Annotated in this window: 21 protein-coding genes; 17 read left to right on the forward strand and 4 right to left on the reverse strand. The window is 45.7% G+C overall.

The features are described 5' to 3' along the window. The first annotated feature begins 41 nt into the window (after positions 1 to 41). From DR864_RS20070 to DR864_RS20080, 3 genes are read left to right on the forward strand one after another with little or no spacing between them, the layout of a single operon-like run. Complete coding sequence (locus tag DR864_RS20070) at positions 42 to 1,157, forward strand: glycoside hydrolase family 130 protein (protein WP_114068645.1); 1,116 nt, start codon at positions 42 to 44, stop codon at positions 1,155 to 1,157. A 56-nt stretch (positions 1,158 to 1,213) separates the two neighbouring features. Then, complete coding sequence (locus tag DR864_RS20075; protein ID WP_229598120.1) at positions 1,214 to 1,903, forward strand: 3-keto-disaccharide hydrolase; 690 nt, start codon at positions 1,214 to 1,216, stop codon at positions 1,901 to 1,903. A gap of 20 nt (positions 1,904 to 1,923) precedes the next feature. Further along, positions 1,924 to 2,799, forward strand: coding sequence for a tyrosine-type recombinase/integrase (locus DR864_RS20080; RefSeq protein ID WP_114068647.1), 876 nt, complete (start codon positions 1,924 to 1,926; stop codon positions 2,797 to 2,799). 100 nt (positions 2,800 to 2,899) lie between these two features. On the opposite strand, the gene DR864_RS20085 is transcribed toward DR864_RS20080, so the two are convergent. Both DR864_RS20085 and DR864_RS20090 read right to left on the reverse strand, forming a co-directional pair. Beyond that, complete coding sequence (locus DR864_RS20085) at positions 2,900 to 3,550, reverse strand: SdpI family protein (RefSeq protein WP_114068648.1); 651 nt, start codon at positions 3,548 to 3,550, stop codon at positions 2,900 to 2,902. Next, the gene (locus DR864_RS20090) at positions 3,547 to 3,804 is read right to left on the reverse strand and encodes an autorepressor SdpR family transcription factor (RefSeq protein WP_114068649.1); all 258 of its coding nucleotides are present in this window, start codon (positions 3,802 to 3,804) and stop codon (positions 3,547 to 3,549) included. Before DR864_RS20090 ends, DR864_RS20085 begins: the two co-directional genes overlap by 4 nt. A gap of 183 nt (positions 3,805 to 3,987) precedes the next feature. On the opposite strand from DR864_RS20090, the gene DR864_RS20095 reads away from it, so the two are divergent. The 9 genes from DR864_RS20095 (at position 3,988) to DR864_RS20135 (ending at position 15,796) form a co-directional block, all read left to right on the forward strand. Continuing rightward, entirely contained in the window at positions 3,988 to 5,217 is a 1,230-nt protein-coding gene (locus tag DR864_RS20095) for an OmpA family protein (protein ID WP_162793986.1), read from the forward strand. Between the two features lie 153 nt (positions 5,218 to 5,370). Then, positions 5,371 to 6,039, forward strand: coding sequence for a CBS domain-containing protein (locus DR864_RS20100; RefSeq protein WP_114068651.1), 669 nt, complete (start codon positions 5,371 to 5,373; stop codon positions 6,037 to 6,039). A 61-nt stretch (positions 6,040 to 6,100) separates the two neighbouring features. Next, positions 6,101 to 6,976 carry an NAD kinase gene (locus tag DR864_RS20105; protein WP_114068652.1) on the forward strand — a complete coding sequence of 292 codons (876 nt, stop codon included), beginning with the start codon at positions 6,101 to 6,103 and terminating at the stop codon, positions 6,974 to 6,976. 85 nt (positions 6,977 to 7,061) lie between these two features. Further along, positions 7,062 to 8,045 (forward strand): hypothetical protein, encoded by a 984-nt coding sequence (locus DR864_RS20110; RefSeq protein WP_114068653.1) that lies wholly within the window; start codon positions 7,062 to 7,064, stop codon positions 8,043 to 8,045. Between the two features lie 59 nt (positions 8,046 to 8,104). Next, positions 8,105 to 8,770, forward strand: coding sequence for a type IX secretion system protein PorG (gene porG / locus DR864_RS20115; protein WP_114068654.1), 666 nt, complete (start codon positions 8,105 to 8,107; stop codon positions 8,768 to 8,770). 67 nt (positions 8,771 to 8,837) lie between these two features. After that, complete coding sequence (locus DR864_RS20120) at positions 8,838 to 9,848, forward strand: dipeptide epimerase (protein WP_114068655.1); 1,011 nt, start codon at positions 8,838 to 8,840, stop codon at positions 9,846 to 9,848. A gap of 202 nt (positions 9,849 to 10,050) precedes the next feature. Next, positions 10,051 to 11,325: a Gfo/Idh/MocA family oxidoreductase gene (locus tag DR864_RS20125; protein WP_114068656.1), complete on the forward strand. Its 1,275-nt coding sequence runs from the start codon at positions 10,051 to 10,053 to the stop codon at positions 11,323 to 11,325. 48 nt (positions 11,326 to 11,373) lie between these two features. Continuing rightward, complete coding sequence (locus DR864_RS20130; RefSeq protein WP_114068657.1) at positions 11,374 to 14,796, forward strand: 3-keto-alpha-glucoside-1,2-lyase-like domain-containing protein; 3,423 nt, start codon at positions 11,374 to 11,376, stop codon at positions 14,794 to 14,796. Positions 14,797 to 14,968: 172 nt separating this feature from the next. Beyond that, entirely contained in the window at positions 14,969 to 15,796 is an 828-nt protein-coding gene (locus DR864_RS20135; RefSeq protein ID WP_162793988.1) for an FkbM family methyltransferase, read from the forward strand. A 1-nt stretch (position 15,797) separates the two neighbouring features. On the opposite strand, the gene DR864_RS20140 is transcribed toward DR864_RS20135, so the two are convergent. Both DR864_RS20140 and DR864_RS20145 read right to left on the reverse strand, forming a co-directional pair. Further along, positions 15,798 to 16,508: a response regulator transcription factor gene (locus tag DR864_RS20140; protein WP_114068659.1), complete on the reverse strand. Its 711-nt coding sequence runs from the start codon at positions 16,506 to 16,508 to the stop codon at positions 15,798 to 15,800. Positions 16,509 to 16,521: 13 nt separating this feature from the next. Next, the gene (locus tag DR864_RS20145) at positions 16,522 to 18,303 is read right to left on the reverse strand and encodes a sensor histidine kinase (protein WP_229599425.1); all 1,782 of its coding nucleotides are present in this window, start codon (positions 18,301 to 18,303) and stop codon (positions 16,522 to 16,524) included. 162 nt (positions 18,304 to 18,465) lie between these two features. On the opposite strand from DR864_RS20145, the gene DR864_RS20150 reads away from it, so the two are divergent. The 5 genes from DR864_RS20150 (at position 18,466) to DR864_RS20170 (ending at position 26,081) form a co-directional block, all read left to right on the forward strand. Further along, a complete protein-coding gene (locus DR864_RS20150; RefSeq protein WP_114068661.1) occupies positions 18,466 to 19,335 on the forward strand; it encodes a T9SS type A sorting domain-containing protein in 870 nt (289 codons plus the stop codon). A 271-nt stretch (positions 19,336 to 19,606) separates the two neighbouring features. Next, positions 19,607 to 20,176: an adenylate kinase gene (locus DR864_RS20155; RefSeq protein ID WP_114068662.1), complete on the forward strand. Its 570-nt coding sequence runs from the start codon at positions 19,607 to 19,609 to the stop codon at positions 20,174 to 20,176. 212 nt (positions 20,177 to 20,388) lie between these two features. Continuing rightward, entirely contained in the window at positions 20,389 to 21,381 is a 993-nt protein-coding gene (gene obgE / locus DR864_RS20160; RefSeq protein ID WP_114068663.1) for a GTPase ObgE, read from the forward strand. A gap of 114 nt (positions 21,382 to 21,495) precedes the next feature. Then, positions 21,496 to 25,323, forward strand: a complete 3,828-nt coding sequence (locus DR864_RS20165) for a T9SS type A sorting domain-containing protein (RefSeq protein WP_114068664.1) — start codon at positions 21,496 to 21,498, stop codon at positions 25,321 to 25,323. After that, positions 25,323 to 26,081, forward strand: a complete 759-nt coding sequence (locus tag DR864_RS20170) for a shikimate dehydrogenase family protein (protein ID WP_114068665.1) — start codon at positions 25,323 to 25,325, stop codon at positions 26,079 to 26,081. The genes DR864_RS20165 and DR864_RS20170 overlap by 1 nt, the downstream gene beginning before the upstream one ends. The last annotated feature ends 12 nt before the right edge of the window (positions 26,082 to 26,093 follow it).

The following is a 26,093-nucleotide window of genomic DNA, read 5'->3' on the forward strand; positions in this document are numbered from 1 at the left end:
TTTTAACCCTTTCTTGTTTGTGTTCCAATCTTCTTTAATTTATGAAAAAAATCCTACTGTTTCTGCTTATTTCTCCCCTTGTTTTTGCCCAAAAAACACAATCTTGGATGTTAGGACCGTTCCAAAAAATGGACGCCGCCAATCCGATTTTAGAGGCCAAGGCCAACACAACCTTTGCGTGCCCCGTGCGAGGAGAAACCGTTCGTTGGGAAGAAAAAGATGTGTTTAATCCCGCCGTAGTGGTTCGTAACGGCAAAGTATACATGATTTATCGGGCCGAAGATAAAGTGGGCAAATATGCGGGCACTTCTCGTCTAGGATTGGCCGTTAGTAGCGATGGGGTTCATTTTAAAAGAATGCCTGAGCCAGTGTTTTATCCCGACAATGATTTTATGAAAAAATACGAATGGGAAGGCGGCTGCGAAGACCCGCGTATTGTAGAAACCGAAGACGGGCGCTACGTAATGACGTATACTTCTTACGATGGTGATAAGGCGCGCCTGTGTGTGGCAAGCTCGCAAGATTTGGTCAAGTGGCAAAAACACGGTTTGGCGTTTAATAATTTTATCAAAGGAAACCGTGACTTTTGGTCAAAATCGGGCGCAATTGTGTGTAAAAAAGTGGGAGATAGATTTATTGCCACCAAAATCAACGGGAAATATTGGATGTATTGGGGCGACCAAGCGCAGCTTTATGTGGCCACTTCCGATGATTTAATCAATTGGTATCCAAGTACTAAACCCAAAGATGCTGCTTATCAGCCCCAAAATGTGTCGGATGTCAATTGCGTGGCGGTGGCATCGACGCGCCTGGGAAAACATGATTCACGTTTGCTAGAGCCGGGACCGCCTGCTTTTTTGACAAAAAAAGGAATTGTGCTGATTTACAACGGCATGAATTACGCCCAAACCGGCGACCCCACCCTGCCCGAAGGCGCCTATGCGGCGGGTCAGTTTTTGTTTGATGCCGAAAACCCTGCACAACTGAACGACCGTTCTGAAAATTATTTTATCAAACCCGACCGCCCCTACGAAATCACGGGCCAAATCAATCAGGTGTGTTTTGTGGAAGGGCTGGCGTCGTATAAAGGCAAGTGGTTTTTGTACTATGGAACGGCGGATTCTAAAATTGCGGTAGCCGTGGCTCGTCAAAAATGAGTAAATTAGACGAATGTATTCCCTTTTTCAATAAAACTAAAATCAATCAAATGCACATGAAAAGTCTTCGCATTTTAATGAGTGCCTTTTTAGTTGGCGCAGTTACTTTTTCTTACGCTTCCAAACCCGGACCTTGGAAAAACCTGTTTGACGGAAAAACCACGGCTGGTTGGCACAGTTATGGCAAAACGGGCGTGAGTGGCTGGATGGTGATGGGTGGTTCATTGATGACTCACGGGAAATCAGGTGACCTCGTAACCGATGCTGAATTTGAAAGCTTTGAAATGGAGTTTGAATTTAAAGTAAAACCCAAAGGCAACAGCGGTGTCATGTATAAAGTAATCGAAGACCCCGCGCACCCGCCGTACTATTCAGGGCCTGAATATCAAGTGATTGACGATGAAGGATACCCGCCGTTTAACGACAATGGTAAAATGGTAAAAATCAACGACAAACAAAAAACGGGCGCTAACTACGACATGCAGGCACCGAGCAAGTTTGTGAGTAAGCCCGCTGGCGAGTGGAACAAAGGTAAGATTGTGGTCAACGGTAATCACGTGGAGCATTGGCTCAATGGCGTTAAAGTGGTGGAATACGAGTACGGTGGTGCCGAATGGAAAGCGCAATTGGCCAAAAGTAAATTTACAAAATGGACTTACGCTACGCCCCGTGCCAAAGGAAAAATCGCGCTTCAGGACCACGGTGATGAGTCGTGGTACAAAAATGTAAGAATCAGAACGTTATAGTATAGCCTAAAATCCAAACAATGCTTGATCAATTCCTCCAACATCTCACGGTTGAAAAACGACTTAGTGTACACACCCTCACGGCGTACAAAAAAGATTTGGAGCAGTTTGCAGAATTTTTGGAAAAAACCTACAACCTCACAGAACTCAGTCAAGCCGACTTTCGCATGGTGCGGGGGTGGGCCGTGAGTTTGGTTGAGGCCGAATTACACCACCGCAGCGTGAACCGAAAATTGGCCACGCTGCGGTCTTTTTATGGGTACCTGCTGCGCTGTAAAGTGATTACCATGAACCCAATGCTGCGGGTTTCAGCGCTGAAGACCGACAAGCCCTTGCCCCAATTTGTCGAAGAGAAAAGCCTTCTGCTCTTGTTTGAAGAGATGGAATTCGGGGCCGATTTTGAAGGCCTCCGCGACCGCTTGATTCTTGAGCTTTTGTACGGAACAGGTATGCGTTTGGCCGAATTGCTGGAGCTGAAAGATGGCGACATCAATTTTTATGACCTCACGTTAAAAGTGTTGGGAAAACGAAGCAAACAGCGCGTTATTCCCATCTATAAAAATCTTGCCGACCTTGTAAAAAGCTATCAGTCGCTCAAAAATGAGCAGTTTCCTGGTACCAACGTCCTGATTCTGACCAATAAAGGCGAACCCGCCTACGCGGTGCTGATTCAGCGGATTGTCAAAAAATACCTTTCGGCAGTTACATCTCTTCAAAAACGTAGCCCGCACGTACTGCGTCATACGTTTGCCACTCATTTGCTCAACAACGGGGCCGACCTAAATTCTATCAAAGATTTGCTCGGCCACAGTAGTTTGGCCGCTACACAGGTCTACACCCACAATTCCATCGAAAAATTAAAGAAAATTTTCAAGCAATCGCATCCGAAAGCCTAACGCTTATTGAATTAGTTTGTTATGGTCTGACTTTCGTCTGACCATTGTCCACAATCTAACAAACCAATACAGGTATCGAAGTGCGAAAAAATCGAATAGTTCACCGATTGGCTTGTTCTTGCTTATGCGCTCGATACGAATACACAAAAACCCAGATGACGGTGGCAAAAATCAGGGAAAGGGTCCAGACAATTTTCCACATTTCGGGTAACCAAACCACCACCAGTGCCCCCACAATTCCCATCGCAAAAAACAATTTTGCGCCCATTTGGTGGGTTTTGCGCCATACCGTTTCGCTTTCTAGCGTCCATGGGGTACGAATCCCCACGAAATAATTGGATTTGATGGTGTTAAGATAATTGCCAATGCCAGCCAACAATAAAAAGACGCCGATAAACACTAAGTTGATGAATACTTCTCCCGCCATTTGCTCCAGTGCCGAACGGATAATTAGGATATGAATAGCCCCCAAAAAGGTAAGTACCAATAGAATCAGTTTGGGGTAATGCTCTGATACGTTAGCCTGATTGAGACGAGGGTCTAGGTGAGGAACATTGCGCATGAGAAAATAGAGGCCGATAGACACAACGGTCAGAATGCCCAGCGTCCATTTAGGCCCGAAAGCGTCGGGTTTTCCACTGGGGCCAAAGTGCGTAGGAACAATGTCGGGCAATTGATTCCAGACAAAAGCTAAATAAATAAGTGGAGCGGCAATGGCTGCCAACATTAAGTAGTTAAGGGAATTTTTCATGGTTGTTTTAGGGTAAAAATCCACGTTAGAAGTTCATCTAAAATGGTAGTATTGAGGGAGTAATAAATAAATTGTCCTTGTTTGTCGGCAGTAACGAGCTTGGCCTGTTTCAGCAAATCTAAGTGATGCGAAATGCTGGGTTTGGTCATTTCAAACTTCTCGGCAATTTCGCCCGCAGTAAAATCTTTTTCCCGCAATATTTCGAGAATTTTTCTTCGGGTAGGGTCGTTGAGGGCACGAAATAGGTTGTTCATAAAGTTAAATAATTAGATAAATGTCTAATTATGCTTTAACACTTTCAAGATTTTTTGTTTAATTGGTTTAAATGCAACGTTGAATGGCGACGTATTAACTATTTTTAACAGTATTTCCGCACTAATCGCTCTTCAATGGCGTTATTTCGGGCAAGATTATCCATAAGATTATCTCATCTGACCATGAAACGATTATACTATTTTTTAGGCATCTTGTTGCTGCTTTCTGGAGGGGCTTTTGCGCAAAAAATTACCACCCTGAGCCCTTATGTGGAGCAACAATCTCAACCCTATGTCAATATCACTAAAGTGGAGTTGACCAAAGACTTTACAATCCTCTATTTTACCCTTGATTACAGTTCGAATCCGCGTTCGTTGGACGATATTATTTTGGGTAGACGCAGTTCAAACGAAGAAATTGAAATTGACCCTAATTGTCGGCTGTATGAACCCGGAAACGCTGGGCGCAAGTTTAGATTTGTCAAAGCAGAAGGTATTCCCGTAGCCCCCCAAAAGCGCGAAATACGCCCAGGTGATATGGTTAAATTTGTTGTTTATTTTGAGCGACTAGAACCAGGTATTGAGGTGTTTGACATGTTTGAAGGGCGTGATCAGGGAACAAAAAGGTATTGGAATTATTTTAGTGTTCATGTTCGGAATCCGAAGCGGCCCTTGCCCAAAAAGCAGCCTACTCCTGAACCTAAGAATGAAGAGCCTCCCGTCATCACCGAAAAGCCTAAGGATGTTCCGCCATCCGTTGAGCCTAAAAAGGAAGTTGCACCCGCGCCGCAATTAGTAACATTGCGTGGCACTGTGGTTGATGCAAAAACCAAAAAGCCTATTTCTGCACGAATCAATTATTTAGTGCCAATTGATGGTAATGGGTTGGATTCCATGCAGTTGTCGGCATCGTCGGGGAGGTTCCGACTTAACTTGGATGCGGGAAACAAATACGCCTACGTGGCAACCGCTAAGGGATATTTCCCAAGCAGTGGCGCTTTTGACCTGACGCAGGCCAAAGGAGGGCAAGAAATAGACAACGAAATTGTGTTGAATCCGGTGGCGGTTGGGGAAGCGATAACTCTCAATAATATCTATTTTGACATTTCTAAATTCGATTTGTTGTCGTCTTCATTTGCCGAGATGGATCGTCTAACGCAGCTCATGCGCGAAAACCCAACCATGGAAATTCGGGTGGAAGGACATACCGACAATCTGGGCGATTTTGACAAAAATATGGAGCTTTCTCAAAACCGAGCCAATGCCGTTAAGCAGTACCTCGTTAGCAAGGGAATTGACGCCAGACGTATCGAAGCTAAGGGTTTTGGACCGACGCGCCCCGTGACGAAGGGAACCTCCGAGACCGAACGGCGTCGTAACCGACGGGTTGAGTTAGTTGTAGTAAAAATGTAAAATCATTGAAAACGAATCACTTATTACGGGGCTAAAAAAATGAAAACGCCTTTTTTTTTGTTCACCTATTGATTCATTATCAATAAAATCTCAAAATACTTTTGGAAACTTTAAATAACTTTTCTAAGTTTTCAGAAAAATCACACATCAACCATGCTGGCCGAAGAACTTATCAACCCCGCTACCCCCGTTTTACGACCATACGACTCGGTCGGGCAAGCGGTTGACTTAATGGACGAATATGGCATTCGGCAATTAGCGTTAGTGGAAAATGAAGTATACAAAGGGCTTTTGAGTGAGGATACCCTCTTGAATTTTCCGGACGATGAGAAGCTGCTTTCTGAACTTAATTTACCACCCAATCCTGTCCACGCCAATCTGTTTCAGCACATTTATGAAGTCATAGGCATTGCCAATCAGTACCAGTTAGATACAGTTCCAGTGTTGGATGAAGACAATCTCTACGCTGGTACAATCGTCGTAACCGACATGATGGCCAAGTTTGCGGGTCTGTTGGGCGCGCAGGAAGCGGGCGCGGTAGTGGTGCTTAAAATGTCTAATCGAGATTACTCCATGACTGACATCAGCCGTCTGGTAGAGTCCAATAATGTAAAAATCATCAGCAGTTATTTTTCGGGTGCTGAATACGGCGATATCGACCAGGCAACGCTCACGCTCAAACTTAACCGTACGGAAGTGTCGGCGGTGGTGGCTACCTTTGAACGATTCGGTTACGTGGTTGAGAATGTATACGCCAATGAGCCGCTTGAAAACCCCGATCGGCACCGTCTGGATTTATTACTGAGGTATTTGGAAACCTAAGCGTCGACTTAAAAAGGATTCTTATACCTTTGCGTCCAAATCTATCCCCGAAGCGATACCAATGAAAATCGCCATTCACGGACGCAGTTTTACAACCGACACGCAGCCTTACGTACAGGCATTGTTCGACATTCTGAAGAGTAAGCAAATAGACTATTCTATTTCTTCTTCTTTTTATTCTTTTTTGTTGAGTGCTGGGGTCAATCCTTACACCGAAAAGAACTACCCGCACCCCCACGGTGCTCCTGATGCTGATTTTATTTTCAGTATCGGCGGTGACGGCACCCTGCTGGAATCGGTCATGCAATCGCGTTCGCGGCAAATCCCCATTTTAGGTATCAATACGGGCCGCCTTGGTTTCTTAGCCACGGTTTCTCCGCCCATGATTAATGATTCGCTGGACGCGCTCTTTCAGGGGAATTTTCAAACGGAAGACCGTACATTGGTAAGTTTATTGTCTGATACCGACCTGTTTGAAGATTATAACTTTGCCCTCAACGATTTTACCATTACCAAAACGGACACCTCTTCCATGATTACGGTACACGCCTATTTGGACGGAGAGTTCCTGAATTCTTACTGGGCAGATGGTCTGATTGTTTCAACCCCAACGGGTTCTACGGGCTACTCACTGAGTTGTGGTGGCCCAGTGGTATTGCCAACAAACGATGTTTTTGTGATTACGCCCATCAGTCCGCACAACCTCAATGTTCGTCCCATGATTATTCCAGATGTGAGCAAATTAAGTTTCAGGGTCGAAAGTCGGAGCAGTAATTTTCTAGTCTCGTTAGATTCTCGCTTCAGGATTGTGGATTCAACCGTCACCTTACTGGTTAAGAAAGAACTCTTTAAGGCGCGTTTGGTAAAATTGAGCCAAGATAACTTTGTGCAGACCTTACGGACCAAATTACATTGGGGTTTGGATGCTAGAAACTAATTCTCGGCGCGATTTTTGTAGCGCCATTCAATAAATACAATCATTTTTGCGTTGAATCAAAGTCACGCATAAATCAGTAAAGCGAATGAAATTCAAAATACTTGTCGGCACCCTGTTGTTTACGCTACTGGTGACGTATGCTTCGGAAGCTCAACGCCGTAAAACTCCTTTTGAGCAGTATTCAACCGTGAGTTTTGGCTTGGGAACCTCTTCCTATTTGGGAGAATTAGCCCCCCTTCGCACTCCAGTAAGGTCGGTATTCAGGATGATGCGTTGGAATGTGAATGCGGGGTATACCCGAAATTTCACCCCCCATTTGGCTGCACGTTTGGGGTTTACGTGGGCACGGCTCGCGGGAGATGATGAATATTACAACCGAGGTGCTGGCGGAAATCCTTTCCCAGGGTTTTATGTTCGGAATCTTCATTTTCGTAACGATATTAAGGAATTCAGCGTGGTCGGAATCTATAAACTACGGGGTGATGGCAGAAGCCCTAACCGCAGAGTAGCATTTAGCCCATACTTGTTTGCAGGTATTGCGGTATTGGCCCATAATCCCAAAGCTAAAACTCCACAAGCCCCTGGATATGACAATAATTGGGTTGCTCTTCAGCCACTTGGTACTGAAGGGCAAGGCCAGCCAGGTTATGCCAAACCCTATTCATTGGTTACTTATTCAATTCCTTTCGGGATGGGTTTTACGTGGCGTGTAAACAACCAATGGAACGTTGGAATTGAAGGTGGATTGCGTCTTTCGGGCTCCGACCACTTAGATGATGCGGGTGGGCTTTTCCCTGACCCCGCAGTGCTGAAAAATGATTTAGCCCGTGCCATGTCCACCCGTACCAATGAGCCCATCGCCGCTCGTACAGGAAGGGACCGGACCGATATTGTCAGACAAATTGTGTATCCAAATGAACCTTCCATCGATCCGTTTGCCACAAGCCCTTTATCGGGTTGGGCGCAGGGAGATTTTCGAGGAGGAGGACGCGGTGATAACTACTTATTGACCAACATTACGGTAAGTTATGTATTACCATCCAAAATTAAGTGTCCTCCCATCCGTTAATACTTGAGAGGTTTAACGTTAAGAAAGCGATTGTGAGCAACAAAAACTCTTATCTTTTAATGGGCTTCCTTGTGGGAGCCTTTTGTTTACAGGTCAATGCCCAACGCATCAATATCGGAGCTGGGGTGGGAGGATTAAATTATAAGGGTGACTTGTCGCCGGCTTTTAATCCTCGCAATTATCTTCCAGCAGGCCATGCCTTGTTCCGATACAATCTCAGCCCCTCGGTTTCGCTCCGGGCGGGCGGTACGTTTGGTTTGGTAGGCGCAAAAGACAGCCGCTCTTCCGACCCGTTCAACCAAGCTCGTAATGCGTCTTTTAGGTCTTCGATGCTGGAAGGAAGTCTCATTACAGAATACAATTTTTTGAATTATTCTCAAAAGCGAAAAGCGAAAAACTGGACGCCGTATCTTTTTGGAGGATTAGGATTTTATAAGTTTAATCCGCGCAACAAAACAGCAGATTACAAAACTACCCAAATGAATATCCCATTTGGCGCGGGCGTAAAATGGGAGTTTAAGCGCCCTTGGAGCCTTGAATTTGAATTTGGTACGCGTAAGTTATTTACTGATTATCTGGATGATTTGGGGGATAATGTCCCCATTAATCAAAAGATTCAACTGGGCAATCCTACCACCAAGGATATGTATTATTATACTTCAATCACGCTCAGTTATACCTTTTATTCAATTATTTGTCCGCCTGGTTTTTCTACGGATTATTAAACAAAATCGGGCACTGGTATCCGTTTGACGTGTATATTTACCGATATAAACGTTTGTTTTCGGCCCTATGCAACTTTTTTTCCACCGCTTCGATTTACGTCTTCGTCATACATTTACCATTGCACACGACTCGCGGGATGTTCAGCCAACGCTCGTGGTGGAACTGCGCGAAGGCGCTATGAGTGGATTTGGAGAAGCGACTTCCAATAAATACTACGGCATTACGATTGAAGGCATGGTGGAAGCGTTGGAAAATATCCGCGAACGCATCGAAAGCTACGACCTCCAATCGCCAGAAGATTTTTGGGCATTTGTTCATCCATTTCTTCTGAACAATCCCTTTGCCCAATGTGCTTTGGATGAGGCCGCTAATGACCTTTGGGCCAAAAAACGTCATCAAAAGTTGTACAAAGCATGGGGGCTTTCTGCCGAGAATATCCCGATGACCAACTATACGATCGGCATTGATACGGTGGAAAAAATGGTCGCTAAAATGAAAGAATTGCCTTGGCCAATCTATAAAATTAAGCTCGGCACTGCCGACGATTTAGCCATCATTAAAGAACTTCGTATACACACCGATGCCATTTTTCGTGTAGATGCAAACTGCGCCTGGACGGCCGACCAAGCGATTCAGTACAGCTATGAATTGAAAGCCTTAGGCGTTGAATTCATAGAACAACCCCTCAAAGCTGACGATTGGGAAGGCATGAAGCGTGTTTTTGACCAAAGCGCCTTGCCCTGCATTGCCGACGAAAGTTGCATTGTAGAGTCAGATGTGGCCAAATGTTACGGATATTTTCACGGGGTCAATGTCAAACTCACCAAATGCGGTGGCCTCACGCCCGCCCGCAGAATGATTGCCGAAGCAAAAGCTTTGGGAATGAAAACCATGGTAGGCTGCATGAATGAAACGAGCGTGGGGATTTCTGCCATTGCCCACTTACTACCAATACTGGATTATGTTGACATGGATGGCACGTTGCTCATTTCCAACGACCCTGCTTCAGGCGTAACTTTCGATTACGGTAAGGTGATTTTTGCCCCTGAAAACGGCACTGGTGCGGCGCTCCTTTAAAATCCACGGTTTGTTAGTGCTTTCTAAAAGACCTGCTTAGTACATTTTGTGATTAAATCAGTACTCTTTCTAAAGAAGTGTATATCTCCCCTCATTTGTAATTATTTTGGAAAAATCATCGCTTATTTTTAAAAAAAATGAGTAATGAAGTCTTTTAATTATCTTACTGTTATTAAGGAAAAAATACGCATAATGCTGTCTTATGAAAGAAAATATACCTGTTTCCGGCTCCCGAAGAAAATTTATCAAAGGCTCACTTGCTACGCTGGCGGCCTTTTCGATTGTACCGCGTCACGTATTGGGCAAAGGCTATTTGGCCCCCAGTGACCAATTGACCAAAGCCATTGTTGGCGTAGGCGGCATGGGCCGTGGGCACATTCCTTACGCGGGCACCAAAGTAGTGGCTATTTGTGACGTAGACAAACGCCACCTCAAGCTGGCGCTTGACCAGTTGGAACCGGGTGTAAAAACCTTTTCTGACTACCGCGAATTGATTCAACTGCCCGAAGTGGATATTGTACACGTAGCTACTCCGCCGCATTGGCACGGAATTATCGCCGCCGATGCCGCCCGTGCGGGCAAAGACGTGTGGTGTGAAAAACCCATGACCCGCACCATCGGCGAAGGCAAACGCCTCGTGGAAGCGGTGCAGCAGCACGGTCGTATTTTTCGCTTAAATACTTGGTTCCGTTTTGAATCAAATTTTTATGGCATGAATACCACCGTAAAACCCATTAAAAAACTCGTGGAAAGTGGCTTGCTCGGCTGGCCGCTCAAAGTGACGGTAAGCCGTCATACGGGTTTTGATTGGAAATTTTATTGGGTCGGTAAAACAAATCTTCAACCCGAATCTATCCCCGCCGAATTGGACTATGACATGTGGCTGGGACCCGCGCAATACAAACCCTACAGCGAGCACCGCGTACACGGTACATTTCGTGGCTATTGGGACTACGACGGCGGTGGCTTGGGCGACATGGGACAGCATTATTTAGACCCGATTCAGTACTTTTTGGGCAAAGACGATACCAGCCCCATCAGTGTAGAAATTGACGCGCCGCAGCAACACACCGATGCCGTGGGTACGTGGAGACGCATTGAATATACGTATGCCGATGGCTGTAAAATCATTTTGGACGGAGAAGGTAAGGACGAAAGTGTTCCTTACATCGAAGGGCCTAAAGGGAAACTATACCCCAATTTCCGCTCTGATATTCCTGATTTAGAGAAAAAACTCGCGGCATTTCCCGATTCGGAGCCTCAAGTAACGGATTTTGTGGAAGCCGTGAAAAAGCGTCAAAAATTTGCGCTGAATGAAGAAAATGGCCACCGTTCTTGTACCATTGTCAACATGGGATTGACTGCGTTGCGTTTAGGGCGCTCGTTGAAATTTGACCCTGTTAAACAGTTATTCGTGGACGATGAAGGAGCCAATCGCCTCATAGATCAGCCCATGCGCGGCCCTTGGACCATGTAACAAAGCGTAACTGTGCAAAATGATTGAATCAATTCTTTTCCTGAATTTATGAAAAAAATACAATATATACTGATTGCTCTTTTGGTGAGCGGGTCGATGGCCACGGCGCAGGTTGACAACCGAATCACCGCGCTATTGGGACAGTTCCCTGCCCAAAATGCCAAACAATTGCAAAAAAACATGGACGATATGGCCGCTTTGGGTAAGTCGGGTATTATCCAATTAGCCTCGGGGTTGGTGCCTTCGGCCAAAGGAAATAACGCCAAAGTACAATACGCACTTGGCGGCTTCTCGTCCTTTGTAATGCAACCAGGCAAGGAAGAATGGCGAAAAATGGCCGCCGAAGCCTACGCCGAAGCCTTGAGTAAAGTGACTGACAAAGACAATCAAGCCTTTCTTCTTTTTCAACTTCAACAGGTGGGTAAAGAGGAAAGCGTCAGCCCATTGTCGGCTTATCTAAACGACGAAAAACTCAGTGGGCCTGCCGCTCGGGCGCTGGCAAGAATAGGCTCTTCAACGGCGAGTCAAGCACTATTGAAAGCATTGAATGGTGCTTCTGGCGAGGCTCAGATTTCTATTGTGGAGGCCTTAGGAGACAGCCGCTTTGCGGAAGCTGCGCCCGCGATTGAGAAATTAGCGTCTAGTAGTGACCTAAAAGGCAGAAAGGTAGCGCTTTATGCGTTGGCAATGATTGGTGCTCCGTCGTCAGAAAGTATCCTCATGGGTGCGGCAGCCAAGGCTTCTTACGTATATGATGAAGCCAATGCTACCTCTTCGTATCTTACTTATTTGGGTCGACTGACCGAGAATGGGAATAAAGCTCTGACGGTAAAAGCGGCCACGGCTTTGTTGAAAAACGCCACCCAAACGCCGACGCGCTCGGCGGCATTGAAATTATTGGCCGACGCACAGGGCGCAGCCAGCATTCCTGTATTGCTCAAAGCGTTGCAAAGCACTGACATCAATTACCGGGTAGCGGCCCTGAAATACGCGCAGAAATACATTACTCCTGCCACAACTGGTCAGTTTTTGGCAACCATGCCCACCTTGAAACCCGTAGCGCAAGCCGAGGTGATTGGGGTATTGGGAGAAACGGGAGTGAAATCGGCATTGCCAGTCATTCTTAAAAACTTGTCTAATAAAGAAAGTGGTGTAAAATTGGCGGCAATCAAGGCTGCTGGAAGAATTGGGCAGGAAGGTGTTTTGCCTAACTTATTGGGCGTCCTGAAAAAAGGCACACCAGATGAAGTAACTGCCGTCAAAAATGCGTTGCTTGTCATGAAAGGCGACAAAGTAGTAGACCAAATCGCGACCGCGCTTCCTTCCATGCCTGCAAGTGCACAGCCCGCATTGCTCGAAGTATTGGCGGCCCGTGCGGCCGATAGCAAAATAGAGGTGGTTTTGGCACAATTAAAAAATAACAATGCCAACGTAAAAGCAGCGGCTTTTGCGGCGCTGAAAAGTGTTTCTTCGTCTAAAGACATGCCTACCTTGGTGGGGCTATTGAATAGTGTTTCGGCTTCACAAGAGGTGCTTTCAACGCAGGAAGCAATAACAGCCGTGGTAAAGAAAACAGGCGATGCTTTTCAGCAAACCAACACCGTATTGGAACAGATGAACGCGGCACCGGCGGATAAGAAACCCAATTATTTGCGCATTTTGGCCAATATCGGGGGTAAAAAAGCATTGTCAACCGTGGCGGCAGCTTTTCAAAATGGCGATGCGGCCACCCAAAACGCGGCCCTGAATGCTCTTTCCGATTGGAAAGATGCCAGTGCTGCTTCAGAACTGTATAAAATTGGGAAAAACACCACCGATGCAAGCTACCTTGATCAAGCAGTGAGTGGCTATATCAAAGCGGCCAATCGGCTGAATCAAACGCCCACGCAAAAAGTATTGATGCTGCGTAAGGCAATGGATATGTCTAAAACTGCCGCCCAGAAAGAGAGTATTCTGAAAGAACTCGTGCGCAATCGCACCTTCAATGCGTTGATTTTGGCGGGTAATTATTTGGATGATACCCAATTGCAGCAAACTGCCGCGCAAGTGGTGATTAATAGCGCATTGGCCAACAAAGATTTTCAGGGCGATGCCGTACGTCAATTGTTAAATAAAGCCCTGAATTTTGCCACCAATAATGAACAAAAGGAGGCCGTTAAGAAGCATTTGGCCGAAATGCCAGCGGGCGAAGGGTTTGTTTCGTTGTTTAACGGAAAAGACCTGACAGGCTGGAAAGGTTTGGTCGCCAACCCCATTGCCCGGGCCAAAATGCACCCCGATACGCTCGCCGCCAAACAGGCAAAAGCCGACGAAATGATGCGGAAAGGCTGGGTTGTTAAAGATGGCGAACTCATCTTTACGGGCCACGGTGATAATCTCTGCACGGTAAAAAAATACGGTGATTTTGAAATGTACGTTGATTGGCGCATTGAACCTAAAGGCGATGCTGGTATCTATTTGCGTGGTTCGCCGCAGGTTCAGGTGTGGGATACCTCCCGCGTAGAAGTAGGTGCACAGGTAGGCTCGGGCGGTCTGTACAATAACCAAAAGAACCCCAGCAAGCCGCTTAAATTGGCCGACAACGCCATTGGCGATTGGAACACGTTCTACATCCAAATGAAAGGCGACCGCGTAACGGTGCGGCTCAATGGTGAATTGGTAGTAGATAATGTTATTCTGGAAAACTACTGGGACCGTAAGCAACCCATTTTTCCGATGGAACAGTTAGAACTCCAAGCCCATGGCACACTTGTGGCCTATCGTGACATTTATGTTCGTGAATTGCCCCAAACAAAGCCGTTTGTATTGAGCGAACAGGAAAAACAGGATAACTTTAAAATGCTGTTTGACGGCACCAACATGTTTGAGTGGATGGGCAATACCACCGATTATGTCATGGAAGATGGAGCAATGGTGATTTATCCCAACCGTGGTGGAAAAGGCAATCTGTACACCAAAGACGAATACAGCGATTTTGAGTTCCGTTTTGAATTCCAATTGACGCCCGGCTCCAACAATGGCTTGGGCATTCGGGCGCCGTTGCAAGGCGATGCCGCTTACGTCGGAACGGAACTGCAGATTCTGGACAATGAGGCCGAAATCTATAAGAACCTACAGCCCTATCAGTACCACGGCTCGGCCTACGGCATCATTGCTGCCAAGCGGGGTTACCTCAAACCCGTCGGTGAGTGGAATTATCAGGAAGTGGTTGTCAAAGGCTCTAAATTAAAAGTAACGCTTAATGGCACCGTAATTTTGGATGGGGATTTAGCCGAAGCTTCTAAAAACGGCACTGCCGACCACCGCGACCATCCCGGACTCAGCCGCACATCGGGTTACATTGGATTTCTGGGCCACGGTGATGTGGTAAGGTTCAGGAATATCCGAGTGAAAGATTTGAGCATTCCGCCGCCACCGCCGCCGGTAGAACCCGAAAAAGTGATTGAGAAGAAAAGGAAGCGCAAAAAATAGGGTAGTGAGAAGTTAAAAAGGTGGATACTTATAAAGGGTTTCCACCTTTTTTTATCTTATTTGAGGGGTTTATTCGGCTCTTTTTTCATTTTACCTAATTATTCCTTCAGTTAGGTAAAATATGGGCGAATTATTGACAATATTGCCTTATAATCCAAACCTCAATCATAGGATGTTCACGTACTTCAGAGATTCTTTTCGTCGAAAAATAGCCAGAAGATATACCAAAGAGTATCCATCCCTCATCAATCATTATCAATTGGAGAAAGACGGACAAATCGATTTTGCAGAATGGGCCAACCCTTTGGCTACGCGGCTGGGTTTGAAGCAGGAAACCGTCGATTTTTTTCGTAAATTCATCAAAGAAGGAGATTTTGTAATCGACATTGGTGCCAACATTGGCGATACAACTGTACCGATGGGGCTTGCAGCGGGAAAATCAGGCTTGGCGCTGGGCTTTGACCCCAATCCGTACGTGTTTAAAATACTGAAGGAAAACGCCACCCTCAACCAAGACAAACTGTCCATTCATGCGTTACCGTTTGCGATTTCGGTAGAGGAAGAAGAATTCTTTTTTATCTCTTCAGAAGCTTCTTTTGTCAACGGCGGAATTTCTCCAACCAAAGAGAGCCGTCATGGAAAATTCGTTTATCCCGAGAAAATAAAGGGTATTCCGTTGATGCATTTTTTGGAGACGAATTACGGAGATTGGCTTCCCAAACTATCGTTCATCAAAGTAGATACCGAAGGTTACGATAAGGAAATTCTCAAATCTATTTCGGACTTAATTGCCAAATATAAGCCAGTGATTGTTGCAGAAAGTTTTGAGCACAACAGTCCTGCCGATAAAATGGAGTTGTTTGAAGCCATTGCCAAACACGGCTACGATATTTTTTACTTTGAAGAGTTTGAGAGCACTGCCAAGGTTGTTTCTATTCCTGCCAAAGAAGACATAACAAAGTGGCATATAAACATCAATATCTATGCCGTGCCGCGCTAATTCATTCATCTACCAATAATTTAAAGCCTTCGCCGTGGAGGTTGATGATTTGGAGCGATGCATCGTCTTTGAGGTGCTTGCGGAGCTTCGTAATGTAGACATCCATGCTGCGGGCGTTGAAGTAGGAATCGTCACCCCAAATGAGCTTCAACGCAAAACTTCGGTTAATGGGTTGGTTTTTATTTTCACAAAACAATTTGAGCAATGCCGCTTCTTTGCTTGTTAGTTTTTGTGGGGTGCCGTTTTGGGTAAGTACTTGGTGGGCAAAATCAAAGGTGTATTTCCCAAGTTGAAATACACTTTGCGGGAGCTCATGTATTGGGGCCGTTTTTTGATAACGGCGCAATACGGCCTGTATGCGTAGTAACAGCTCTTCCATGCTGAACGGCTTCGTGATGTAGTCGTCAGCGCCCGCTTTAAAACCCTGAATGGTATCTTCCTTCATGCTTTTGGCGGTCAGAAAAATGATGGGAACCTCTTTGTCGGTGAGGCGAATTTCTTTGGCCAACGAAAATCCATCTTTTTTTGGCATCATCACATCCAGTAGGCACAAATCAAACGAACCTTCCAGAAACCGCTTCAAACCTGCGTTGCCATCCACGGCCAAATCCGTTTTGTAGCCTTTGTTGGTGAGGTATTCCTGTAACAATTGCCCCAGATTAGGGTCATCTTCGGCCAAGAGGATTTTCGTAGGCGGTAGTTTGGTCGTCATGCTGTTTGGGTTATTAGTTCAAAGTCTCTTTTTGTAACGGCAACTGAATCGTAAAGGTACTGCCTTCACTGGGTTTGCTTTTGACGTCGATGCGGCCGTCGTGGGCTTCAATCATTTTTTTGACGTAACTCAACCCCAATCCAAACCCTTTTACGTCATGAATATTGCCCGTCGGAACGCGGTAAAACGGCTCAAAAATCTTGGTTTGTTGTTCTTTGGTCATTCCTAAGCCATGATCTGTGACGCGTATATATACGTTTTCGGCATCACTTTCGGTGCTTACTATAATCTGCGGCGGCGCGTGGAGGGAGTATTTGTTGGCATTATCAATTAAATTGGTCAGGATATTGGTCAAATGCAGCTCATCGGCCTGAATGACTTCTTGCTCGGCCTCAAAACTCAGTTCCACTTCTCCTTGCCGCTGTTCTAGCTGTACACTCAGGTTGTTCAATACTTTTTCAATGACGTCGTGAATATTAAGCGTGGTGGGCCGAAGTTTGATTTCACCACGGTCGAGCAGAGCCATTTGCAGTACTTTCTCCACGTGCCCGCCCAAGCGTTGGATTTCGTCCTGTACTATGCCCAAATAGCGTTTGATTTTGAGGGGCTCGCCCTGCGTTTCTACTTGTTCGCGCGCCATGCCTACAGCCAGCGAAATGGTCGAAATCGGTGTTTTGAACTCGTGTGTCATGTTATTGATAAAGTCATTTTTAACGTCCGAGAGTTTTTTCTGTTTCAAAATCGTTGCCACCGCTACGTAAAAACAACCCAAAATGACAAGTAACAACAAGGCTGAAGTGATGAGGGTAAAGCCCATGTTTTCCAAAATAAATGCCTGGCGTTCGGGAAAATAAACCAACAGCTTACTTGGCATGGTATTGAGCTCATTGGGGAATAAACTTGCCTTAAATAGCTCTGAGTCAGCGCTGTCTGGGCGGTAAGATGCCGTTGAAAAGATAATGTTTTGGTGCACATTATTCAGAATAGCAAACTCATACGCAATCCCAATGCCGCGCTCTTGCAACGACTTTCGCAGCAGTGAATCAAGCATGATTCGATTGACGCGCTGCTCCACTGGACGTTTGCTGAAAAGCAAATCTTTAAACACGTCTTTTAATAAATCGCTCTGCGACGCTGAAGCCACTTTAAGCAGTTTTTCTTTGGTTTTAGCGCGACTCGGCAGGTAGGTCTGCGGCTCATTTTCGGCGTTTTGACGCGCTTTTTGCACCGACGACCGCACCGTCATCAACACCGAGCCATTGGAGGTGCTATCGGTGGGCCAAAATGCGTGGTCCATTTGATTAAACCACGCGTCAAAAATTCGTTCTTGTTCGGCATGAATGCGCAAAAAACGCTCGATATGAGGCAACTCGCTGTTGCGTTGGCGTAAAAACTCGTTGATGAGGTTGGCCTGAAAGTCCGTCATAGAGCGATTGCGCGGGGTAAGGGCATCGGTGGGATTAGAGCCGGTCAGTTTGTCGTCGCGATTGGAAGCGTATTCGTTGGGCAACGAGTGTTTGGGCGATTGGCTCGATTTGGCCAGTCGATTTTTATTCAGTGCTTCCAATTTGCGCTGTTGCTGTTCGATTTGTTCGCGTTGACGAATCAGATAAATGATTTCCTGCTTTTCTAATTTACGAACTACATCCTGCAACGCATCCGATACTTTCAGGTCAAATTGCTCATTGCGTAGCGCCAGCGCACTTGTAATCCAATGCCACTGAAATCCCATCAACCCCAACGCCGCGAGGCCCATGAGCGTAATCAACAACCGTATTTTTTGGGTGGTCATCATTTTTTTTCAACTCCATGCAACGTTCTTTCCCTAAAACGTGACTTTTGGTTTGTTACCATTCAAAATAACGTAATTCAACCAATCCTTTAACACAATTTAAGAAAATTTAACACCGCGACTTTTTAAATTTTAAACACTTTTGAGCCTTAAAACAACAAACGCATGAAAACAAAATTTGCATTGATCGCCTTGGTCGCTGGGCTGGGAGTAGCCACAACCGCGTTGTCGCAGGAGGAAAAGAAAGAAGCGAGAGATTCTGCCAAAGACAAAGTAACCGTTCGGGTACGCATGAGCGAAGAAAAAGATGGAAAAACCGAAATCGTGGAGCGCTCGTACACGTACAACAACCTTTCGGAAGCAGAGCGAGAAGCCAAAGTGAAGGCCATCGTGGATTCATTGAAAGGCAATGGCAAAGACGCCACCAATCGCCGATTGAGCATCGAGATTGAAGAAGGCGACAGCCGCCACTCAGACCATGATCGTCGGTACGACGATGACCGAATTGTGCGGAAGCAAAAAGAAGAAAAGGAGCGCGTAAAAATCTACAAGTCCAACCCCAAAGACCATCAGGATAACTACAACTACAATCATAATTTTAGGTTTGACTTTGATGAAGAGGCATTTGCCGACCGTATGAAGCGCGTTGAAAAACGAATTGAGCCTCAAATGCGGAAATTAGAGCGCAATATGGAAGACTGGAGCCGCGATTTTGAACCCAAATTTCGTGAGTTTTGGCACAGCGACATCAATATCGGGGGCACAGGTAAGCCCGCGTCGATTCGTGGTTTGGAGGCGTTTCCCAACAACCCCGACAAAAACGAACTCAACCTCCGCTTCTACGCCCCCAACAAAGGCGACGTGACCATCACCGTGACCGACACCAAAGGGAAGCAAGTGAGCCGGAAAGAAGTAAAAGATTTCTCGGGTGATTACGTCGGGCAACTTGAACTGGGCAAAAATGCCAAAGGAACGTATTTCGTCAACGTAATTCAGAACGAAGACGGTGCCGTAAAACGCATTGTGATTGAGTAATCACAATCTTATTAAGTGTATATAGAGAGGCTGCCTTACCTGAGGCAGTCTTTTTTTATTTCTTATGTAAGAAGGCGTGTGTTCAAAATACGAAGTGTAATTGCCTTTTATTTGAATTATTCCGTGTCTTTCTCCAGAAACTACCTCATTTTAGCAAAATCCTTTTTTAATTTGTGCCCAAAAACCGTTGAGTAGTGTGATGAAATTGTAAATTTGCGCAGTCAAACCTCAAAAACATAGCTCTACCTCCACCAAAAGCCCTTTCAGTCAGATGCTTAATATTGTACTTTTTGGCCCTCCAGGTGCGGGCAAAGGCACCCAAGCTGCAAAACTCATCGAAAAATATCAGTTGGTTCACATCTCAACCGGCGATTTGTTTCGGATGCACATCAAAGAACAAACCGAGTTAGGAAAACGCGTAAAAGACCTGCTTGACAACGGGATTTTGGTGCCAGATTCGGTCACGATTGATATGTTGGAAGAAGAAGTTCAAAAAAATCCCGACGCGAAGGGCATTATTTTCGATGGTTTTCCGCGAACAGTGCCGCAGGCCGAGGCTTTGGATGCTTTTTTAGCGTCTAAAAACAGTGACATCAAAGCTGTGCTCCAATTGGATGTGGATGAGGCAGAACTCAAACGCCGCATTGCCGAACGCAAAAAAGTGAGTGGTCGGGCCGATGACGACGAAGATAAATTGGTCAAAAGAATTGACGAATATTTTAACAAGACCGTTCATGTATTGCCTTATTACAAAGCCCAAGGCAAGCTGACCGTGGTAAATGGAATCGGTCAAATCGAAGATATTTTTAATAATTTGTGTTCGGCCATCGATACCGAATAATAATTTTAGGGGTCAATACGCATAGACTCTGCCGTTTCTTTCCCAAATTTGTAACTCGTGTGGCTGTGCCGTGAGGCATTCCACACGAGTTTTTTTGTTGTAAAATAAGCAATCAAAGAATCATTGTTGTCTATTAGGAGTTAGTTAATAGTAAGTACTAAATTCACTAAAAGATAATTTTTCCGATATCGTCGGAAAATAAACACGTCAAAATGGCAAGTTCAAACTTTATAGATTACGTCAAAATCAGTTGCCGCTCGGGAGCGGGAGGGGCAGGCTCACGACATTTTAGAAGAGAAAAATTCGTTGATAAAGGAGGGCCAGATGGTGGCGACGGAGGCCGGGGCGGTCACGTGATTCTGAAGGCAAATTCTCAGCACTGGACCCTGCTCCACTTGAAGTATAAAAGACATATTCGGGCCGAAAACGGAGAGGCAGGAAGCGGAGCCCGTTGCAACGGAAAGCAAGGAGAAGACGTCATAGTAGAAGTACCGCTCGGTACCATCGCCAAAAACCCCGAAACAGGGGAGATTTTAGCGGAAGTAACCGAGGACGGGCAGGAAGTGATTTTGCTCAAAGGTGGGCGCGGTGGATTGGGAAACCACCATTTCAAAACCGCTACTAACCAAACGCCAGAACACTTTCAGCCAGGAGATCCGTCGCAGGAGGAGTGGATTGTGTTGGAATTGAAGCTGTTGGCCGATGTAGGTTTGGTAGGGTTTCCGAACGCCGGAAAATCAACATTGCTTTCAACGGTATCAGCGGCGCGGCCAGAGATTGCTGATTATCCATTTACTACTTTGGTCCCAAATTTGGGGGTGGTAGGATACCGGGATTATAAATCGTTCGTAATGGCCGATATTCCAGGGATTATTGAGGGAGCATCGCAGGGTAAAGGGCTGGGGTTGAGATTCTTAAGGCATATTGAGAGAAACTCTATCTTGCTTTTTATGGTCCCCGCGACCAGTGAAAATATCGGTGACGAGTATCGAACATTGCTGAATGAGTTGGAATTGTACGACCCATCGTTAGTAGAAAAAGAGCGATTGTTGGCTATTACAAAAGGCGACTTGATTGACGACGAAACAAAAAAAGAAATGATGAAAACGGTCCCTGGGGATATTCCCTACGTATATATATCGTCAGTGACCCAAGAAGGAATCAGTGAATTAAAAGATTTAATCTGGAAAACTTTAAATCCTTAGGCAACTGTGCCGTTGAAATACGCGTAGTAGGTAGAATGGAGGCTCTAAAGGATTGAAAAGTTAGTGGCGTTTAAGTAAGTTTAGAAAGTATATATTCCACCAAATACTGAACAAATGAAATTGAACTTTTACCTGAGGAGCCTCTGGCAAAGCTTTGCGTGTATTTTATTTCCTTTGACCATTTTCGCACAGATAAACATCACATTTCCTTCCAGTCGAATCGTATTTCAACGTGACAATTTTGGGAACGGTATTATCCACGTCACGGGTCAATATTCCCAGAGTATTGACCGGGTCGAGGTCAGGGTTGTACCTATGAGTTCTGGACAAGGGGAGCAAACGGATTGGCGCCTTCTTAAAGACAACCCGCAGGGTGGATTTTATTCGGGTACGATTCAGGTACGGGGCGGGTGGTATGAACTCCAGGTTAGAGGGTTGGTAAATGGCAACGTCATCAGCACTGCCGAATTACAACGCGTGGGAGTGGGGGAAGTGTTTTTGGTGGCGGGCCAATCCAACGCGCAGGGATTTTTTAATTATGGTGCTCCTGGCCCAGGAGATGACCGCGTCAACTGCGTTAATTACCGAAATAACGATAATCAAAATAACTCTTTTCCTAAGCCTGATTTTGTTAGAATGAGCGACAATGGGAATGTGGGTCCCCGAGGGCTTTCTTCCTGGTGCTGGGGACGCTTGGGCGACATGATTGCTAATCGTCTCAATGTTCCTGTGTTGTTTTATAATGCCGCATGGGAAGGAACAGCCTCCAAAAACTGGAGTGAAACCGTGGACGGTGGCACGACCAACAGTATCTACATCAATGATACCTATCCTGGAGGGCAACCGTACGGGAATTTGAGGATGTCTCTCAATTATTACGCGAGTGTTACTGGAATCAGAGCCATACTTTGGCATCAAGGTGAGGCGGATAACCTACTTAATAATTCGGCGGGAACGTACGAATCCAACCTACGCAGAATCATTGAAAAATCCCGCCAACATTTTGGTAAAAACGTAGGCTGGGTTATTTCGAGGGTCTCTTATTATAACGCAAAAGGAAACAATCAGGAGATTATTAATGGTCAAAATCAGGTCGTTTTGGGTGGGAATTCCGTGTTTTTCGGACCTTCTACCGATAATATTCAAACCCCCCGTCCTGACGGTTTCCATTTTCAAAACGGGGGTTTGTCGGATTTGGCTGGTGCTTGGAATTCAGCCTTGGACGATAATTTCTTCAATTCCTGCTTTCCTCAAACAGGAACATTCCCTAGCTTTTCGGTCAGCTGTGCGGGAGGAAACCAGTTGAATATCAACGTGCAAGGGCCTTTTTCATCGGTCCAATGGAATAACGGGGCCAATGGTTCATCGGTTAACTTCGGCCCAGGAAATTATCAGGCTACCATCCGGGACGGTGCGGGGAATGTCTATTATACCCCAAATATCAACGTTCCGAATGATTTGCAAAGTGCTCCTATTGCTATTTCAGTAGACGGCAAGTTGCCACTTTGCCAAGGCAGTACTGTGGGGCTTATTTCGAGTGGGGCGACAGGAAATCAGTGGAATACTGGCTCAACGAATCAACGTATAGAAGTATCGGCTGCGGGGACTTATTCAGTCTCTACCCAAAACTTATACGGTTGCAAAGGCTCCGCTAGCATCAATGTTACATCTTTTTCATCACCTTTGCCCTCGAAGCCAGCCATCGCGGCTTCAGGGGCGCTTACGTTTTGTCAAGGTGAGTCGGTTAATTTGACGGCTACCTCGGCCGCAGAATATCGCTGGTCTACAGGCGACAGAGGACAGGTCGTAACGGCTCGCAGCAGTGGTATATACGAGGTTCGTGTGCTGGATGATAAAGGTTGTACTTCTGAGCCGACCAGCGTAAATGTACAGGTCAATGCGCCGCCTGCTGCTCCTACCATTAGTGCCTCTGGCAACACATCGTTTTGCCAAGGAGGACGAGTAACGCTATCTTCCAATTATGAATCTGGTAATATTTGGAGCTCGGGCCAACAAGCCAAAAACATTGAAGTAACAACCTCAGGGACCTATAATGTGCGCTTTCGGGATGCCAATGGCTGCGACGGAATATCGAATAATATTACAGTAACGGTCAATCCATTGCCATCAGCGCCCACCATTACACCCGAAAGGCCTGTAGTCTTTTGCGACGGTGACAGCACCATTTTAACTTCGAGCAGTTCGGCGCAGTACAATTGGAGCAACGGCGCGCGTGGTCGTCGTATCAATGTCCTAAAAGCGGGTAGTTTCTCATTGACCGTTACCGACGCTAACGGCTGTACTTCGCCAGGTTCGGAAGTGGTTACTGTAAAAGTCAATACCCTGCCCGCTCCACCGACCATCACTGCTGATCGCAATACCACCATTTGTGAAAATGAAGTGGTTACCCTTACATCTTCTGATCAAACAGGATACATTTGGAGCAATGGGCAAAATACAAGGAGTGTAACGGTCAATCTTCCAGGGCGATACTCGGTCAGAACGGTTGACGCCAACAGGTGCCAGTCGCCTTCTTCCAACAACATCTCGATAACGGTCAATGCATTGCCCGCTAAACCAATCATTACCGCTCTTGGGCCAACCACTTTTTGTCAGGGTGGGCAAGTTTCTTTAACGACCAATTACAGCACTGGCATTGCGTGGAGTAATTTCCAAAATAGCCAAACAATTACGGCAACTACTGGGGGAAATTATAACGTGAGTTATGTCGATAATAATGGCTGCCGCTCGGTTTCGGATGCGTTTTCAGTGAAGGTCAATCCTCTGCCCGCCGCACCGACGGTGGTCAATGAACGACCAACCACTTTTTGCGAAACTGACAATACGGTGTTGACGATTACGTCAGGAGGTAATATTTTTGAATGGAGCAATGGCGATAGGGGAAGAAGCATCAGAGTATATAGTGCAGGAAGTATTTCAGCCACGGTTTTTGAGCCCTCTACGGGATGTACCTCTCCCGTATCGGCCCCTATTCGGATTGTGGTTAACCCCAACCCAGGACGACCTACCATTTCGGTGGGAGGGCCTACGACCATTTGTGCTGACCAAAATGTGACGTTGACTGCGCCCGAAGCGAGCGCCTATCAATGGTCAAATAACGCTAATACCAAAAGTGTAGCTGTTAATTTGGCGGGAAATTATACCTTGATAATTCGGAATCAATTTGGCTGTCCTTCTCCTGCTTCTGAACCCGTTAACGTGCGGGTAAATCAGCTTCCGCCTATTCCGTCCATTATTTCTGAAGGACGTCTTACCTTTTGCGACGGTGACCAAGTCGGGCTTAGAGTAGACACAAATTATGATGTATTGTGGAATACGGGCGAATCAGGTAAGCGAATTGTTGCTGCTAAATCAGGAAATTATGCCGCACGCGTCCGGGATGAAATCGGTTGTTTATCTCCGTTTACTGGACCGACAAGGGTTGATGTAAAAGCCCTGCCGCTGACTCCGGTCATTGAAAAAATAGGGGCTTACACCCTGCAAGTCTCTAATCCAACCGCTTCTGCGGTATATGCGTGGAAATCGGGTAGTCAAATATTGGGTGAGACAAAATCAGTGATAAGGGTAAATCAATCAGGAATTTTTACCGTGACCGCATCTGTGCAGCACAGTGCAACATTGACATGCGTTTCAAGGACGTCTTCTGTGTTTGACTTTATTCTGGAGGCCGATAATAATGGCATAGCAGTGTATCCAAATCCTTCGTCGGATGGAAAAGTAATAGTTGAAACGCAGGAGATTCTCAAAAATGCCACCTTAATTGTGTACGATTTGATGGGAAGACCGATTCAAATCATCAATGTACCGTCTTTTGATAATCAAAAGCTATTTGATTTTAGCGCTTTGCCAATGGGTGTCTACGTGATACACGTTGAAAGCCAAGGTTTTAGAAGAAATAAAAAACTGATAATTGTTCAATAATGAGAATATTTGGTTTGATTGGTTACCCATTGACCCATTCTTTTTCTAAAAAATATTTTACCGAAAAATTCGAAAAAGAAGGAATTGAAAACAGTCGTTATGAGCTGCTTGAACTCCCTGATTACCATCATTTCCCCGAATTGATTAAGGCAAATCCTGACTTATCGGGGTTGAATGTAACCATCCCGCACAAGCAAAATATCATCCCTTTTTTGGATGAACTCGATGTGGCCTCGGCGGAGCGAATCGGCGCGGTCAATACAATAAAATTTCTTCCTGATGGCAAGTTAAAAGGCTATAATACTGATTATTATGGATTCCGAATTTCGTTAGAACAATGGCTAGGGAGTTTAAAAATCGTTCCTAGTCAATTGAAATCCTTGGTGTTGGGAAATGGTGGGGCGGCAAAAGCCGTTTTGGCCGCGCTGAACGACCTTCAGATTGAGTACACCATTGTTTCCCGACAACCAGAACATCAATCCGCTGCTATTTCTTACCATGATTTAACAGCGGATGTCATTGCTCAACATCTGCTGATCATCAATACCTCTCCCGTAGGAACCTATCCTAAAACCGAAGAATGCCCCGCCATTCCGTATGAGCTTCTGGGGGCAAATCATTTACTGTACGACTTAGTATACAATCCAGCCGAAACGCTTTTTCTGAAAAAAGGCAAAGAGCAGGGTGCCCAAATTCATAATGGTCTGCCAATGCTTCAATTACAGGCTGAGAAAGCCTGGGAAATCTGGAATAGCTAAAAAACTTGAAAC

It is taken from the genome of Runella rosea, from assembly GCF_003325355.1.
GTDB lineage: Bacteria > Bacteroidota > Bacteroidia > Cytophagales > Spirosomataceae > Runella > Runella rosea.

Excerpts from the sequence above, each read along its gene's own strand:
- DR864_RS20070 (WP_114068645.1), top strand. The coding sequence starts at position 42 with ATGAAAAAAATCCTACTGTTTCTGCTTATTTCTCCCCTTGTTTTTGCC.
- DR864_RS20075 (WP_229598120.1), top strand. The coding sequence starts at position 1,214 with ATGAAAAGTCTTCGCATTTTAATGAGTGCCTTTTTAGTTGGCGCAGTT.
- DR864_RS20080 (WP_114068647.1), top strand. The coding sequence starts at position 1,924 with ATGCTTGATCAATTCCTCCAACATCTCACGGTTGAAAAACGACTTAGT.
- DR864_RS20085 (WP_114068648.1), bottom strand. The coding sequence starts at position 3,550 with ATGAAAAATTCCCTTAACTACTTAATGTTGGCAGCCATTGCCGCTCCA.
- DR864_RS20090 (WP_114068649.1), bottom strand. The coding sequence starts at position 3,804 with ATGAACAACCTATTTCGTGCCCTCAACGACCCTACCCGAAGAAAAATT.
- DR864_RS20095 (WP_162793986.1), top strand. The coding sequence starts at position 3,988 with ATGAAACGATTATACTATTTTTTAGGCATCTTGTTGCTGCTTTCTGGA.
- DR864_RS20100 (WP_114068651.1), top strand. The coding sequence starts at position 5,371 with ATGCTGGCCGAAGAACTTATCAACCCCGCTACCCCCGTTTTACGACCA.
- DR864_RS20105 (WP_114068652.1), top strand. The coding sequence starts at position 6,101 with ATGAAAATCGCCATTCACGGACGCAGTTTTACAACCGACACGCAGCCT.
- DR864_RS20110 (WP_114068653.1), top strand. The coding sequence starts at position 7,062 with ATGAAATTCAAAATACTTGTCGGCACCCTGTTGTTTACGCTACTGGTG.
- porG (WP_114068654.1), top strand. The coding sequence starts at position 8,105 with ATGGGCTTCCTTGTGGGAGCCTTTTGTTTACAGGTCAATGCCCAACGC.
- DR864_RS20120 (WP_114068655.1), top strand. The coding sequence starts at position 8,838 with ATGCAACTTTTTTTCCACCGCTTCGATTTACGTCTTCGTCATACATTT.
- DR864_RS20125 (WP_114068656.1), top strand. The coding sequence starts at position 10,051 with ATGAAAGAAAATATACCTGTTTCCGGCTCCCGAAGAAAATTTATCAAA.
- DR864_RS20130 (WP_114068657.1), top strand. The coding sequence starts at position 11,374 with ATGAAAAAAATACAATATATACTGATTGCTCTTTTGGTGAGCGGGTCG.
- DR864_RS20135 (WP_162793988.1), top strand. The coding sequence starts at position 14,969 with ATGTTCACGTACTTCAGAGATTCTTTTCGTCGAAAAATAGCCAGAAGA.
- DR864_RS20140 (WP_114068659.1), bottom strand. The coding sequence starts at position 16,508 with ATGACGACCAAACTACCGCCTACGAAAATCCTCTTGGCCGAAGATGAC.
- DR864_RS20145 (WP_229599425.1), bottom strand. The coding sequence starts at position 18,303 with ATGATGACCACCCAAAAAATACGGTTGTTGATTACGCTCATGGGCCTC.
- DR864_RS20150 (WP_114068661.1), top strand. The coding sequence starts at position 18,466 with ATGAAAACAAAATTTGCATTGATCGCCTTGGTCGCTGGGCTGGGAGTA.
- DR864_RS20155 (WP_114068662.1), top strand. The coding sequence starts at position 19,607 with ATGCTTAATATTGTACTTTTTGGCCCTCCAGGTGCGGGCAAAGGCACC.
- obgE (WP_114068663.1), top strand. The coding sequence starts at position 20,389 with ATGGCAAGTTCAAACTTTATAGATTACGTCAAAATCAGTTGCCGCTCG.
- DR864_RS20165 (WP_114068664.1), top strand. The coding sequence starts at position 21,496 with ATGAAATTGAACTTTTACCTGAGGAGCCTCTGGCAAAGCTTTGCGTGT.
- DR864_RS20170 (WP_114068665.1), top strand. The coding sequence starts at position 25,323 with ATGAGAATATTTGGTTTGATTGGTTACCCATTGACCCATTCTTTTTCT.